The sequence below is a fragment of the Kitasatospora cineracea genome (genome assembly GCF_003751605.1).
In the GTDB taxonomy this organism is placed as follows: Bacteria; Actinomycetota; Actinomycetes; order Streptomycetales; family Streptomycetaceae; genus Kitasatospora; species Kitasatospora cineracea.
Genome location: NZ_RJVJ01000001.1, coordinates 3,472,037 through 3,487,180, shown reverse-complemented (window position 1 = coordinate 3,487,180; position 15,144 = coordinate 3,472,037). Strand labels below are relative to the sequence as shown.

Here is a 15,144-nt window from a genome sequence, read left to right as displayed (position 1 = left end):
CCGGACGGGCCCCTACGGCGCGCCCACCAGCCCGCGCCGTTTCACCAGGCGCGGCGCGGGCAGCACCACGGGACGCAGCGGCGGCAGTTCGACGTTCTCGTGCAGGCCGACGATCCGGTGCAGGCGGCGCAGCGGGGCGGGCGCCCACCAGTTGAGCCGGCCGAACAGCGTCATGGTGGCGGGCACCAGCAGGGTGCGCACCAGGGTGGCGTCCACCGCGACGGCCACCGCCAGCGCGATGCCCATCTGCTTGACCATCAGCATCTGCCCGGCCGCGAACCCGGCGAACACGATCACCATCAGCAAACCGGCCGAGGTGATGATCCGACCGCTGCGCTGCAGGCCCAGCTCCACCGACTTCGCACAGTCGTAGCCCTGGTCGTGCAGCTCCTTGATCCGCGACAGCAGGAACACCTCGTAGTCCATCGACAACCCGAACGCGAAGGCGAACACCAGCACCGGGATCACCGTCTCCAGGCCGCCGGTCGGCGTGAACCCCAGCAGCGAACTGAAGTACCCGTGCTGGAACACCAGGGTCAGCGCGCCCAGCGACGCCCCCAGCGACAGCACGTTCATCAGCAGCGCCTTCACCGGCAGCACCACCGACCCGGTCATCAGGAACAGCAGCACCAGCGTCCCCGCCGCGACCAGCCCCAGCGCCCACGGCCCGCGCGAGCCGATCTCGTGCTGGAAGTCCACCAGCGACGCCGCGTCGCCCGTCACGTACGTGTCCAGCCCGCCGCGCTCCGCGCGCAGCCCGCCCACCACCCGCTTCGCCTCCGCGCCCTGCGGGTCGCCCTTCACCAGCACGTCCACGGTCTGCACCCGGTCCGAGACCGGCGACACCGCCCGCACCCCGGCCACCCCCGGCAGCTTCGCCACCACGGTGTCCGCGTACTCCTGCGCCTGCTGCGCCGTCCCCTCGACGACCACCTGCACCGCCGCCGGCACCTGGCCGGGGAAGCGCGCCTCGACCGTCTCCGCGACCTGCCGGGACGCGAAGCTCTTCGGCAGCACGTCGGCGCCCGAGTTGCGGAAGTGCGAGCCCAGGAAAGGCGCCCCCGCCGCCAGCAGCAGCGCCACGCACGCCAGCATCACCGGCACCGCCCGGCGCTGCACCCGGCGCACCGTCCGGGAGAAGAACCCCTCGTCCGGGACCGGCGCGGACGGCGCCTTGATCCGTCGCCCCATGAAGCCCAGCAGCGCCGGCACCAGCGTCAGCGCCGCCGCCACCGCGATCACCACCACGCTCACGCCCGCCACCGCGACCGCCCGGAACACCGGACTGGTGAACACGAACAGCCCGCTCAGCGCGACCGCCACCGTCAGCCCCGAGAACGCCACCGTCCGGCCGGCCGTCGCCGCCGTCCGTTCCACCGCCTGCGCGATGTCCGCGCCGTGGCCGCGCTCCTCCCGGAACCGGTTCACCATCAGCAGCGCGTAGTCGATCGACAGGCCCAGGCCCAGCACCGTGGCGATCGGCAGCACCGAGGTGTCGATGTCCATCAGCTTGCTGAACCCGAACATCGCCAGCAGCGCCCCGCCCACCGAGGCGATCGCCCCGATCCCCGGCAGCCCCGCCGCGGCCAGCCCGCCGAACACCAGCACCATCACGACCAGGGTCAGCGGCAGCGTCACGATCTCGCCGAACCGGGTGTCCTTCGCGGTCTGGTCCTTCACCTCCTGCTGCAGCACCAGGTCGCCGCCGACCACGGTGTGCGCCCCGTCCGCGTCGATCGCCTCCAGCCGGTCGGTCACCGCCGCCAGCTGCTTCGGCGTCGACCCGTCCGCCATCCGCACGCTCACCAGCGACGCCTTGCCATCGCTCGCGGTCAACTGCCCGCCCGACGCGTACGTGTCCGCCACCGAGACCACGCCCGGCAGCTTCGCCACCTCCGCGCTCGCCCGCTCGACCGCCGCCTTCACCCCGGCCCCGTCGACGGCCGGCCCGTCCACCACCGCCGTCACCGTGCCCTGCACCGGATCCGCGGCCTGCACCACCGCCGTCCCCGCCGCCGACTCCGAGCCGCCGCTCCCGGTCGCCGCCACCGACCCCTCGAACACCCGCCCGCCGAACACCACCCCCACCGCGAGCACCAGCGCCCAGAACGCCAGCACCCAACGCCGGTGCCGGAAACACACTCGCCCCAGCGCGGCCAACCGACCGGAAACCTGGGAAACCTGGACCTCTGCTGCGGTGGAGCGGGAGCTGCGCATGCGGGGAGCCTTTCGGACAAGTCCCCTCAATGTATGTGCGACTTCGCTTTCGTCCTATAGACGGACGATGAGCCTCATCTCACAATTCCCTTCACATAAACGCCACTTAAGCACCACGCCCCGCTCACCCCACCCCCGCCCGCCAGCACGGGCGCGCAGGCGGGCGGGCAGCAAAACAGCGACCCCCCGCCCAGGGAAACCCTGGAACGGGGGGTCGCTGTCAGTCGGCTCAGTCAGCTAGGCAGCTGCCGAAGCGCAGAGCTTCAGCTCTGGCCGCCGGCCAGCTTCTCGCGGAGCGCGGCCAGGGCCTCGTCCGAGGCGAGCGCGCCGGAGCCCTCGTCGCTGCTGGAGGAGTACGAGCCGCCACCGGACACCGGGGCCTCCTCGCCGGCCTCGGCCGCAGCGGCGGCGTCGGCCTCGCGGGACTTGATGACCTGGGCCTGGTGCTGCTCGAAGCGGGACTGGGCCTCGGCGTACTGCCGCTCCCACTCCTCGCGCTGCTTCTCGAAGCCGGGCAGCCAGTCGTTCGCCTCGGGGTCGAAGCCCTCCGGGTAGATGTAGTTGCCCTGGTCGTCGTAGGACGCGGCCATGCCGTACAGGGTCGGGTCGAACTCGACCGACGCCGGGTCGGCACCGAGGGACTCGTTGGCCTGCTTCAGCGAGAGGCTGATGCGGCGGCGCTCGAGGTCGATGTCGATGACCTTGACGAAGATCTCGTCGCCGACCTGGACGACCTGCTCCGGGATCTCGACGTGGCGCTCGGCCAGCTCGGAGATGTGGACCAGGCCCTCGATGCCCTCGTCCACGCGGACGAACGCACCGAACGGAACCAGCTTGGTGACCTTACCCGGGACGACCTGCGAGATCTGGTGGGTCCGGGCGAACTGCTGCCACGGGTCCTCCTGGGTCGCCTTCAGCGACAGGGAGACGCGCTCGCGGTCCATGTCCACGTCGAGAACCTCGACGGTGACCTCCTGGCCGACCTCGACAACCTCGTTCGGGTGGTCGATGTGCTTCCAGGACAGCTCGGAGACGTGCACCAGACCGTCGACGCCGCCGAGGTCGACGAACGCACCGAAGTTGACGATCGAGGAGACGACGCCGGAGCGCACCTGGCCCTTCTGCAGGGTGGTGAGGAAGGTCTGGCGGACCTCGCTCTGGGTCTGCTCCAGCCAGGCGCGGCGGGACAGGACCACGTTGTTGCGGTTCTTGTCCAGCTCGATGATCTTCGCCTCGAGCTCCTTGCCCACGTAGGGCTGGAGGTCGCGGACGCGGCGCATCTCGACCAGCGAGGCCGGGAGGAAGCCGCGGAGGCCGATGTCGAGGATGAGACCACCCTTGACGACCTCGATGACGGTACCGGTGACGATGCCGTCCTCTTCCTTGATCTTCTCGATCGTGCCCCAGGCGCGCTCGTACTGCGCACGCTTCTTGGACAGGATGAGGCGACCCTCCTTGTCCTCCTTCTGGAGAACCAGGGCCTCGATCTCGTCGCCGACCTTGACGACCTCGTGCGGGTCAACGTCGTGCTTGATCGAGAGCTCGCGGGAGGGGATGACACCCTCGGTCTTGTAACCGATGTCGAGGAGCACCTCGTCACGGTCGACCTTCACGATGATGCCCTCGACGATGTCGCCATCGTTGAAGTACTTGATGGTCTCGTCGATCGCGGCGAGGAACGCGTCCGCGTCGCCGATGTCGTTGACCGCGACCTGCGGGGTGGTGCTGACAGAGGTGTCGGTGGGGCTCGTCATTAGGAAAAGGGCTCCGGTACGGACATGAAGTCGTAGGTAATGCCACGCGGGGGGCCCTGATCGCTCCCACCGAAAGCCGTACAGGCCAGAGAACGGCCCACCGGAAGAATCCCCATACCAGCAGAGGATCCCGGCGTCCGTCTGACGACCGTGGGGTCTTCGACAGATGCGAGCGCGACCTGCTCCGTCCGAGGCGCGCAGGCCCGCAGCGCAACTTGTAGCATACGGGGACACCCCGGCACGGTCAACGTCGAAGCCGACGAGACCGGTAGAGGCCGGGACGGATCAGGCCATATCCTCCAACGGCGCTTCTCGCACCGACCAGGAGCAGCGGCCCTACCCCGAATGCCACCGCCCGACCCGGTCCCCGTACAGGGCCGGCTCCGCGGCAGCGGCGCTTCCGCAAGCCCATAGCCTACGTGACGGATTCCATGACCCACTCCACCGCCCCCGGTCCCGACGAGCCCCGCGACGACGAGCCCGGCGGGTACGACCCGTCCGGCTACGACGTGCCCTCCGTTCCGCAGTCGGCGGACGGGGAGGAGGACGGCGACGAGGCGCTGCGGCGGGAGGCCGGGGAGCAGGAGTCGAGCCGGGCCAGCCGGCACTGGTGGGACCGGAACGCGGACGACTACCAGGACGAGCACGGGGAGTTCCTCGGCGACGACCGGTTCACCTGGTGCCCCGAGGGCGTGGACGAGGCCGAGGCGCGGCTGCTCGGCGACCCGGCCGAACTCGAGGGCGCGGACGTGCTGGAGATCGGCTCGGGCGCCGCCCAGTGCTCGCGCTGGCTGGCCGCCCGGGGCGCGCGCCCGGTCGCACTGGACATCTCCTACCGGCAGTTGCAGCACTCGCGCCGGATCGACCTCGGCCGCGGGCTGGAGCCCGTCGCCGTGGTGCAGGCCGACGCCTCGGCGCTGCCGTTCGCGGACGGCTCGTTCGACCACGCGTGCTCGGCGTACGGCGCGGTGCCGTTCAGCGCCGACACCGGGCGGCTGATGCGCGAGGTGCACCGGGTGCTGCGGCCGGGCGGGCGGTGGGTGTTCTCGGTGACGCACCCGATCCGCTGGGCGTTCCCGGACGAGCCGGGGGTGGAGGGGCTGACCGCCACCTCCTCGTACTTCGACCGCACCCCGTACGTCGAGCAGGACGAGCAGGGCGTCGCCACCTACGTCGAGCACCACCGGACGCTGGGCGACCGGGTGCGGGAGCTGGTCGCGGCCGGGTTCGCGCTGCTGGACCTGGTCGAGCCGGAGTGGCCGGAGGGGTTGGAGCAGGAGTGGGGCGGCTGGAGCCCGCTGCGCGGCGAGCACATCCCCGGCACGGCGATCTTCGTCGCCCGCCGGAACGGCTGACCGCGGTGCGTCCCGGGGGGCTCGGACTGCCGGTCGCCGCGGTGCTCCCCGAGCTGGCCGCGGCGCTGGACGGCAGCGGCGCGGCGGTGCTGTCCGCGCCGCCCGGCACCGGCAAGACCACCCTGGTGCCGCTGGCCCTGGCCGGGCTGCTCGGCGGCGCGCCCCGCCGGGTGCTGGTCGCCGAACCGCGCCGGCTCGCGGTGCGGGCGGCGGCCCGGCGGATGGCCTGGCTGCTGGAGGAGCCGGTCGGCGCCACGGTCGGGTTCACGGTGCGCGGCGAGCGGAGGGCCGGGCCCGGCACCCGGGTCGAGGTGGTCACCACCGGCGTCCTGCTGCAGCGCCTGCAGCGCGACCCCGAACTGCCGGGCGTGGACGCGGTGGTGCTCGACGAGTGCCACGAGCGGCACCTGGACGCCGACACCGCGCTGGCCTTCCTGCTGGACGTCCGGGCCGCGCTCCGCCCCGAACTGCGGCTGCTGCTGGCCTCGGCGACCGCCGACACCGCGGCCTGGGCCGAACTGCTGGGCGGCGCACCGGTGGTGGCCGCCGCGGGCGTCTCGCACCCGGTGGAGACGGTGTGGGCGCCGCCGCCGTCGGCCGTCCGCCCGCCGCACGGCACGAAGGTCGACCCGGCGCTGCTGGCGCACGTCGCGGCGACGGTCCGCCGGGCGCTGGCCGAGCGGGACGGCGACGTGCTGTGCTTCCTGCCCGGTGTCGGCGAGATCGCCCGGGTGGCCGGGCAGTTGTCCCCGGACGGGGTCGAGGTGCTGCCACTGCACGGGCAGGCGCCGCAGGCCGTGCAGGACGCGGCGCTGGCCGCCGGGGAGCGGCGGCGGGTGGTGCTGGCCACCTCGGTCGCCGAGTCCTCGCTGACCGTGCCGGGCGTGCGGGTGGTGGTCGACTCCGGGCTGACCAGGGAACCGCGCACCGACCACGCCCGCGGCCTGTCCGCGCTGGTCACCGTCCGCACCTCGCTGGCCGCCGCCCGGCAGCGGGCCGGCCGGGCCGGGCGCGAGGCCCCCGGCACCGTCTACCGGTGCTGGGCCGAGGCCGAGGACGCCCGCGCCGCCCGCTTCCCCACCCCCGAGATCGCGCTCGCCGACCTCACCTCCTTCGCCCTGCAGGCCGCCTGCTGGGGCGACCCCGACGCCGCCGGCCTCACCCTGCCCGACCCGCCGCCGGCCGGGGCGATGGCCGCCGCCCGCGACGTGCTGCGCGCCCTGGCCGCCGTCGACGAGGCGGGCCGCCCCACCGACCGCGGCCGCGCCATCGCCCGCACCGGCCTGCACCCCCGCCTGGCCCGCGCGCTGCTCGACGGCGCCCCCGCGGTCGGGCCGCGCCGCGCCGCCGAACTCGTCGCCCTGCTCTCCGAGGAGCCGCCGCGCGCCCTCGGCGACGACCTGGCCGAGATCCACCGCACCGTCCGCCGCTCCCCCGCCGACCCGTACGCCCGCCGCTGGAAGGACGAGGCCCGCCGCCTCGAACGCGCGCTGCCCTCCGGGTCCGACGAGGGGGCCGGCAGCGGGTCCTCCGGGCCGTCCGACGCCGTCGCGGCCGGGCTGGTGGTCGGGCTGGCGTACCCGGAGCGGGTGGCGCGGGCCCGGGAGGGCGGGGACGGCGCGTACCTGATGGCGTCCGGGACGGCCGCCCAGCTGCCGCCGGGGACGCGGCTGCCGGCCGGCGGGTGGCTGGCCGTCGCGGTTGCCGACCGGCCCGCCGGGTCGCCGTCCGCGCGGGTGCTGCGGGCGGTCGCGGTGGACGAGGCGACCGCCCGGCGGGCGGCCGGGCCGCTGCTGACCGCCCGCGAGGAGGTGCACTGGTCGGCCCGGCAGCGCGAGGTGACCTCCCGCCGGGTGGAGGCGCTGGGGGCGATCGAACTGGCCGCCGCCCCGCTCGCCGCCCCCGACCCGGCGCTGCTGCGGGCCGCGCTGCTGGACGGCCTCGAACGGGAGGGCGTCTCGGCGCTGCTGACCTGGCCGCCCGCCGCGAGCGGGCTGCGCGAACGGCTCGCCTTCCTGCACCGGACGGTCGGCGACCCGTGGCCGGACGTCGACGACCCCGCGCTGCTGGCCGCCGCCGACCGGTGGCTGGAACCCGAGCTCTCCCGGGCCCGCCGCCGCGCCGACCTCGAACGGATCGACACCGCCGCCGCCCTGCCGCGCCTGCTGCCCTGGGCGAGCGGCCAGGCCGGACGGCTGGACGAGCTCGCCCCGGAGCGGATCACCGTCCCCAGCGGCAGCCGGATCCGGGTCGACTACGCGAGCGACCCCGAGCGGCCGGTCCTCGCCGTCAAGCTCCAGGAGCTGTTCGGCTGGTCCGCCGCCCCCGCCCTGGCCGGCGGCCGCGTCCCGCTCACCGTCCACCTGCTCTCCCCCGCCGGCCGCCCGGCCGCCGTCACCGGCGACCTGGCCGCCTTCTGGCACACCGGCTACCCCGCCGTCCGGGCCGACCTCCGCGGCCGCTACCCCCGCCACCCCTGGCCCGAGGACCCCACCACGGCGGAACCCACCCGCCGGGCCAACCCGCGCAGGTGACGGGCCGTCAGGTCCAGTCGTCGGCGAGGGCGGCCATGTCGATGTCGTCGATCCACTCGTCGGCGTAGCGCAGCACCTGGCGGCGGACGCCCTCGACCTTGAAGCCGGCCTTCTCGTAGGCGCGTTGGCCGCGGGCGTTGAAGGCGTAGACGGAGAGCGAGACGCGGTTGAGGCCGAGGGTGCGGAGGGCGTGGTCGGTGAGGAGGCGGACGGCTTCGGTGCCGAGGCCGCGGTCGCGGCCGTCGGGGCCGATGGCGATGCGGAGGTTGCAGGCGCGGTTGGGTTCGTCCCACTCGTTGAGGACGACTTCGCCGACGCCGCGGCCGGTGGCCCGGTCGACGACGATCAGGTCGAGGCGGTCGGGCTGCTCGTTGCGGGTGGTGTACCAGTCGACGACGCGGCGCTCCATCGCCTCGTCCCACTCGGGGGCGACGGGGGTGTACGCGTCGGAGGTGTAGCGGAGCACGTCCGGGTCGTTGATCATGACGCGGAGCATGGGGAGGTCCTCCTGCGGCCGCACGGGCCGCAGGAGGACCTTCTCGCCCAGCAGGGTGGGCTTGTCGGAGAAGGTGGGCATCCGGCCAGTCTCGGAGGGCCGGCCGGACGCCCGCAACGCAATATCAGTGCGCCGCGGCCTCCCAGTTCGGGCCGGCGCCGACCGAGACGTCGAGCGGGGCGCGCAGCGGGTACGCGCCGGCCATCTGCTCGCGGACCAGGGCCTCGACCTGCTCGCGCTCGCCGGGGGCGACCTCCAGGACGATCTCGTCGTGCACCTGGAGCAGCATCCGGGTGGTGAGGCCCGCGGCGCGCAGGGCCTCGTCGACCCGGAGCATGGCGATCTTGACGATGTCGGCGGCGGTGCCCTGGATCGGGGCGTTGAGGGCCATCCGCTCGGCCATCTCGCGGCGCTGCCGGTTGTCGCTGGTGAGGTCGGGCAGGTAGCGGCGGCGGCCGAGCAGCGTCTCGGTGTAGCCGACGGCGCGGGCCTCCTCGACGACGTCGTGCAGGTAGTCGCGGACGCCGCCGAAGCGCTCGAAGTAGGTGTCCATCAGGCCCTGGGCCTCGGCGGGCTTGATGCCGAGCTGCTGGGAGAGGCCGTACGCGGACAGGCCGTAGGCGAGGCCGTACGACATGGCCTTGATCTTGCGGCGCATCTCGGCGTCGACGTCCGCCGGGGCGACCGAGAAGACCTGGGAGGCGACGGTGGTGTGCAGGTCCTCGCCGCTGGCGAAGGCCTCGATCAGGGCCTCGTCCTCGGAGAGGTGGGCCATGATGCGCAGTTCGATCTGCGAGTAGTCGGCGGTGAGCAGCGTCTCGTAGCCCGCGCCGACCACGAAGGCGCGGCGGATGGCGCGGCCCTCCTCGGTGCGGACCGGGATGTTCTGCAGGTTCGGGTCCTGGGAGGAGAGCCGGCCGGTGGCGGCGACCATCTGGTTGAAGGTGGTGTGGATCCGGCCCTGCGGGGAGACGGTCTTGAGCAGGCCCTCGACGGTGGTGCGGAGCTTGGCCTGGTCGCGGTGGCGGAGCAGGATGACCGGGAGCTCGTTGGTGGTCTGGGTGGCGAGCCAGGTGAGGGCGTCGGCGTCGGTGGTGTACCCGGTCTTGATCTTCTTGGTCCTGGGCAGGCCGAGGTCGCCGAACAGGACCTCCTGGAGCTGCTTGGGCGAGCCGAGGTTGAACTCGCGGCCGGCGGCGGCGTGCGCCTCCTCGACGCAGCGCTGGATCTCGGCCGCGAACTGCGACTCCAGGCCCTGCAGCCACTCGCGGTCGGCGGCGATGCCGTGGCGCTCCATCCGGGCCAGGAGTTCGGCGATCGGCAGTTCCATGTCGTGGAACAGCTCGACCGCGCCGACCTCGGCGAGCCGGGTGTCGAACAGGCCGGCGAGGTCGTGGACGGCGCGGGCCCGGGTCATCAGGGCCTGGGCGCCGGCCGTCGGGTCGGGCTCGTCGGAGTCGAAGCTGAGCTGGCCGGTCTCGGTCTCGGCAGCGGGGGCGAGCGAGCGGCCGAGGTACTCCTCGGCGAGGACGTCGAGGGTGAAGGCGCGGCGGCCGGGCTTCTCCAGGTAGGCGGCGAGCGCGGTGTCGGCGGTGACGCCGGCGAACTGCCAGCCCTGCTCGGCGAAGGCCCGCATGACCTGCTTGGCGATGTGCAGGGCCTTGGGGCGCTTGGGGTCGGCGAGCCAGGCGGTGAAGGCGCGGTCGTCCTCCTCGCCGAGCGCGGCCGGGTCGAACCAGGCGGCGGCGGTGCCGGTGGCGAGGGCGACCTGCTCGACCTTGCCGGTGCCCAGCGCCCAGCTGTAGTCGGCGGCGAGCGCGGTGCGCCCGGCCTCGCCGGTGTGCTCCTCCAGCCAGGCGGCGAGCGCGCCGGGGACGGTGAGCAGGTCGCCGTCGACGGCGGGGCCGGCCGGGACCTCGACGGCGGCGGCGGACTCGGCGCCGGCCGGGTCGATGCCGGCCACCCGGTCGCGGAAGTTGGGGTTGCGGAACTCGAGCGCCTCCATCAGCCGGGCGACCTCGTCCTTGTCGAACGGGGCGCGGGCCAGCTCGGCGATGCCGAGGGGGAGTTCGACGTCCCGGACGAGCTCGGTGAGGAAGCGGTTGCGCTTGACGGAGTCGAGGTGCTCGCGGAGCTTCTCGCCGACCTTGCCCTTGACCTCGTCGGCCCGGTTGACCAGTTCCTCGAAGGAGCCGAACTGGTTGACCCACTTCGCGGCGGTCTTCTCGCCGACGCCGGGGATGCCGGGCAGGTTGTCCGACGGGTCGCCGCGCAGGGCGGCCAGGTCCGGGTACTGGTCGGGGCGGACGCCGTACTTCTCGGCGACCTTCTCGGGGGTGTAGCGCGTCAGCTCGGAGACGCCCTTGGTGGGGTACAGCACGGTGACGTGCTCGTTGACGAGCTGGAGGGAGTCCCGGTCGCCGGTGACGACCAGCACCTCGAAGCCCTCGGCCGCGGCGGCGGTGGCCAGGGTGGCGATGACGTCGTCGGCCTCGAAGTTCTCGGCGGTGATCCGGGGCACCCGCATGGCGTCCAGGAGTTCGCCGATCAGCGGGATCTGGCTGCGGAACTCGTCCGGCGTGGCCGAGCGGTTGGCCTTGTACTCGGGGTACTCGGCGGACCGGAAGGTCTGCCGGGAGAGGTCGAAGGCGACCGCGAGGTGGGTGGGCCGCTCGTCGCGGACGGTGTTGGCCAGCATCGAGGCGAAGCCGTAGACCGCGTTGGTGTGCTGTCCGGTGGCGGTGGAGAAGTTCTCCACCGGCAGGGCGAAGAAGGCCCGGTAGGCCATCGAATGCCCGTCCAGCAGCATCAGCCGGGGCCGTTCGGCCGCACTCTTGCCCGCACCCTGTGTCGCCACGTCACGTCCCGTTCCTGCCGGTTGCTCTGCCTCCCCGATCCTATGGCCCGGCGCCGACATCCCCGGCGCGGCGCGGGGCCTCCCTACCGGCGGGTAGACAGTCGTACGATCGACGCGCAACGAAGCGAACCCCCCGGAAGCAGGAGCACCATGACCGACTCGGCGCCCGTACTGAAAGTGCCCCAGGACGTGCTGGACCACTTCGCCAAGCTGGGGGTGAGCCCGAGCACCTTCTCCGGCGGGCACCTGGGCGAGAAGCTGGGCATCACCGTCGTCGAGGCGTCCCCGGACCGGGTGGTGGGCACGATGCCGGTCGAGGGCAACCAGCAGCCGTACGGGCTGCTGCACGGCGGGGCGTCGGCGGCGCTGGCCGAGACGGTGGGCTCGATCGGCGCGATGCTGCACGCCGGTCCGGGCCGCTACGCGGTGGGCGTGGACCTGAACGCGACGCACCACCGGTCGGCCACCTCGGGCCTGGTGACGGGCGTGGCGACGGCGGTGTTCAAGGGCCGCACCGCGGCGACGTACGAGATCGCGGTGACGGACGACACCGGCCGCCGGATCACCTCCTGCCGGCTGACCTGCATGCTGCGCGACCTCTAGCGGGACCGCGGTCCCGCACGCGCCCCCTCGGAGTTTGGCCGGGCCCCGCCAAGGGCAACCTGGGCTGGACGAGGGGGCGCCGCCATGTCCGGAGAGCGCGAACTGCCAAGCGGCCCAGGGGGGTTCCTCGGTCCGGTCGAGCCGGGCGAGGGCACCTGGACGCCGCTCGCGCTGCGCCCGGAGCCGCCGCCGGAGCGCCCGCCGCGGCTGCTGAGCAGGCGTCAGAAGTGGCTGCTGGCAAGTTTCTTGCTGCTCGCGGCGCTGGGACTGACGATCGCGCACGCCGTGAACTATCCTGAGCGGGCGGCGAATTCGCCCCCGCCGCAGCAGCAGTTGCCGCCCTTCCCCTCGCAGTCGACCAGGTTCGAGTACGGCGGCCCGGCCCCGGCGTTCCAGGACTCCTTCGCCATCCGGCTGACGGTGCGCAACACCGGCCCCGCCCTGGTGGACGTGCTGGGGGTGAGCCAGGGCTACCCGGGCCTGACCGTGCGGGTGTCGGGCTGGCTGCCGCAGACGGTGCCGTCCGGCGGGACGATCGAGCTGCGGGTGGGGCTGAAGGTGACGGACTGCTCGGGAGCCCCGGCGGACGCGACCCTTCCTTTCCTCGATGTAACGCTGCGTAATACGCGTGCAATGGAGACCGTGAGTCAGATCCTGGGGGACGCCTATGCCCGCGATCTCTCCGCCGCCCTGCATTCCGCCTGCGGCGGTTCCGATTATCGGACGCCCGCGACCACCCCGTGAGCTCCGGACAAACCTGTCCGATAATCGGTGAACCCTGGCGTGACCAGGGAGTTGAGGAAGGAGGCCATCCGCTACTCGGGACGGATCCCGGAATTTCGGGCTCCACCTGGGGTTTTCGACCATGATGTGAGATCAACATCCGCCGTGGTCATAACAAGAGAATCACAGCCTCTCCCGTCCCACTGCCCGAGTCGGCAGCGGCGGTCTAGAGTCACGCCCAGTCACCGCTCCGTCCGGTTCTCGGGCCGGGCCGTCGCTACCGGCACCGCCAGCCCTGTGCGCGTGTCCTCCAGATCCAGAAGGAGACCCTCGTCGTGCGAAAGAGCTCACTTCTCGTCGTGGCCGTTGCGGTAACCGGAGCGCTCACCCTCTCCGCCTGCGGTTCGCGCGGCGGCAACTCCGGCTCCGGCTCCGGATCCGACAAGGCGAGCGGCGGGACGAAGGTCGTCATCGGCGTCGACGCGCCGATCAGCGGCAGCCTGTCGGCCCTCGGCCTGGGCATCCGCAACTCGGTCGAACTCGCCACCAAGCAGGCCAACGAGAAGAACTACGTCCCCGGCGTGACCTTCTCCATCGAGGCCAAGGACGACCAGGCCAACCCGACCACCGGCAAGCAGAACGCCACCGCCCTGGTCGACACCAAGGGCGTCGTCGGCGTGGTCGGCCCGCTGAACTCCAGCGTCTCGCAGACCATGCAGAAGGTCTTCGACGACGCCAAGCTGGCCCAGGTCTCGCCGGCCAACACCAGCCCGGAGCTGTCGCTCGGCCCGAAGTGGGGCGAGAACCAGTTCGCCCGCCAGTACAAGTCGTACTTCCGCACCGCCACCACCGACGTGGTGCAGGGCAAGTTCGCCGCCCAGTACCTGTACAACGACGCGAAGAAGACCAAGGTCTACGTCATCGACGACAAGAAGACCTACGGCGCGGGCCTGGCCGCCATCTTCCAGGCCGAGTTCAAGCGGCTCGGCGGCACCGTGGTCGGCGCCGACCACATCAACCCGGGCGACAAGGACTTCTCCGCGGTCGCCACCAAGGTCGCCTCCTCCGGCGCCGACTCGGTCTACTACGGCGGCGAGTACCCGGACGCCGGCCCGCTGAGCGACCAGATCAAGAAGGGCGGGGCCAAGGTCCCGCTGTTCGGCGGCGACGGCATCTACGACCCGGAGTTCATCAAGCTCGCCAACGGCAACGGCGAGGGCGACCTGGCCACCTCGGTCGGCGTCCCGGTCGAGGAGCTGGACACCGCCAAGGAGTTCGTCGCCAACTACGCCAAGGCCGGCTACAAGGACCCGTACGCGGCCTACGGCGGCTACTCCTACGACGCCGCCTGGTCGGTCATCGAGGCGGTCAAGGCCGCGGTCGAGCACAACGGCGGCAAGGTCCCGGACGACCTGCGCACCAAGGTGCTGGACGAACTCGGCAAGGTGAAGTTCACCGGCGTCACCGGCCCGGTCTCCTTCGACGAGTACGGCGACACCACCAACAAGCAGCTCACCGTGTACAGCGTCCAGGGCGGCGCGTGGAAGAAGGTCAAGAGCGGTACCTACACCGGCTGATCCGCACCCCTCCCCCCGCAAGACAGCCGTGACGGCGGAGGGCACCACAAGTGCCCTCCGCCTCCTCGTACCCCCCTATCCACGGAGGCCCGCGGTGCACGAACTGCCGCAAAACCTGGCCAACGGACTGATGCTCGGCCTGATGTACGGCCTGATCGCCATCGGCTACACGATGGTCTACGGCATCGTCCAGCTCATCAACTTCGCCCACGGCGAGATATTCATGATCGGCGGCTTCGGCGCGCTGACCGCCTACGCGGCACTGCCGCACGGCACCTCCCTCTGGCTGGCGCTGCCGGTCATGATCCTCGGCGGTGTGCTCGCCTCCGTGCTCACCGCCGCCGCCGCCGAGCGGTTCGCCTACCGGCCGCTGCGCACGGCGCCCCGGCTGGCGCCGCTGATCACCGCGATCGGCCTGTCGATCGCGCTGCAGCAGGTGGTGTGGGCGTTCTACCCGGGCGCCAAGAAGGCGCTGTCCTTCCCGCAGTTCGAGGGCGACCCGATCGGCCTGGGCTCCTTCCACCTGCAGCGCAACGACCTGTTCCTGCTGGTCGCCGCACCGCTGTGCATGCTGGTGCTGGCCGCCTTCGTGCGGCTGACCCGCACCGGCCGGGCGATGCAGGCCACCGCGCAGGACCCGGACACCGCGAAGCTGATGGGCATCGACACCGACCGGATCATCGTGGTGGCGTTCGCGCTCGGCGCGGCCTTCGCCGCCGTCGCGGCCGTCGCGCACGGCCTGCGGTACGGCCAGGTCGACTTCACCATGGGCTTCCTGGCCGGCCTGAAGGCGTTCACCGCGGCCGTGCTGGGCGGCATCGGCAACATCTACGGCGCGATGCTGGGCGGCCTGGTGCTGGGCGTCGCCGAGTCGCTGGCCACCGCGTACATCCAGGACGTCCCGGGCATGCACCAGCTCGGCGGCGGCGCCTGGGCCAACGTGTGGGCGTTCGTGCTGCTGATCGTGGTCCTGCTGGTGCGGCCGCAGGGCCTGCTCGGCGAGCGCGTCGCGGATCGGGTGTGAGCAC

General features: G+C 72.6%; 10 protein-coding genes. 6 read left to right on the top strand and 4 right to left on the bottom strand.

Features of this window, described 5'->3' with window-relative positions:
• Positions 1-12: 12 nt before the first annotated feature.
• Complete coding sequence (locus EDD39_RS15860) at positions 13-2,118, bottom strand: MMPL family transporter (protein WP_208765509.1); 2,106 nt, start codon at positions 2,116-2,118, stop codon at positions 13-15.
• Between the two features lie 362 nt (positions 2,119-2,480).
• Positions 2,481-3,971, bottom strand: a complete 1,491-nt coding sequence (gene rpsA / locus EDD39_RS15855; RefSeq protein WP_123556627.1) for a 30S ribosomal protein S1 — start codon at positions 3,969-3,971, stop codon at positions 2,481-2,483.
• Positions 3,972-4,402: 431 nt separating this feature from the next.
• Here rpsA and EDD39_RS15850 point away from each other — a divergent pair, with 431 nt between their 5' ends.
• The gene (locus EDD39_RS15850) at positions 4,403-5,326 is read left to right on the top strand and encodes a class I SAM-dependent methyltransferase (protein ID WP_425269752.1); all 924 of its coding nucleotides are present in this window, start codon (positions 4,403-4,405) and stop codon (positions 5,324-5,326) included.
• A gap of 5 nt (positions 5,327-5,331) precedes the next feature.
• Positions 5,332-7,860, top strand: coding sequence for an ATP-dependent helicase HrpB (hrpB, locus tag EDD39_RS15845; protein ID WP_123556625.1), 2,529 nt, complete (start codon positions 5,332-5,334; stop codon positions 7,858-7,860).
• 7 nt (positions 7,861-7,867) lie between these two features.
• On the opposite strand, the gene EDD39_RS15840 is transcribed toward hrpB, so the two are convergent.
• Both EDD39_RS15840 and polA read right to left on the bottom strand, forming a co-directional pair.
• Positions 7,868-8,437 carry a GNAT family N-acetyltransferase gene (locus EDD39_RS15840; RefSeq protein WP_123556623.1) on the bottom strand — a complete coding sequence of 190 codons (570 nt, stop codon included), beginning with the start codon at positions 8,435-8,437 and terminating at the stop codon, positions 7,868-7,870.
• A gap of 43 nt (positions 8,438-8,480) precedes the next feature.
• Positions 8,481-11,213, bottom strand: coding sequence for a DNA polymerase I (gene polA / locus EDD39_RS15835; protein WP_208765508.1), 2,733 nt, complete (start codon positions 11,211-11,213; stop codon positions 8,481-8,483).
• A 150-nt stretch (positions 11,214-11,363) separates the two neighbouring features.
• Between polA and EDD39_RS15830 the strand changes: the two genes are divergently transcribed.
• The 4 genes from EDD39_RS15830 to EDD39_RS15815 all read left to right on the top strand — a co-directional run bounded on the left by EDD39_RS15830 (position 11,364) and on the right by EDD39_RS15815 (position 15,140).
• Positions 11,364-11,816: a PaaI family thioesterase gene (locus tag EDD39_RS15830; protein ID WP_123556621.1), complete on the top strand. Its 453-nt coding sequence runs from the start codon at positions 11,364-11,366 to the stop codon at positions 11,814-11,816.
• 84 nt (positions 11,817-11,900) lie between these two features.
• The gene (locus tag EDD39_RS15825) at positions 11,901-12,560 is read left to right on the top strand and encodes a Tat pathway signal sequence domain protein (RefSeq protein WP_123556619.1); all 660 of its coding nucleotides are present in this window, start codon (positions 11,901-11,903) and stop codon (positions 12,558-12,560) included.
• 314 nt (positions 12,561-12,874) lie between these two features.
• A complete protein-coding gene (locus EDD39_RS15820; protein ID WP_123556617.1) occupies positions 12,875-14,116 on the top strand; it encodes a branched-chain amino acid ABC transporter substrate-binding protein in 1,242 nt (413 codons plus the stop codon).
• Positions 14,117-14,210: 94 nt separating this feature from the next.
• Entirely contained in the window at positions 14,211-15,140 is a 930-nt protein-coding gene (locus tag EDD39_RS15815) for a branched-chain amino acid ABC transporter permease (protein WP_030460072.1), read from the top strand.
• Positions 15,141-15,144: the final 4 nt, after the last annotated feature.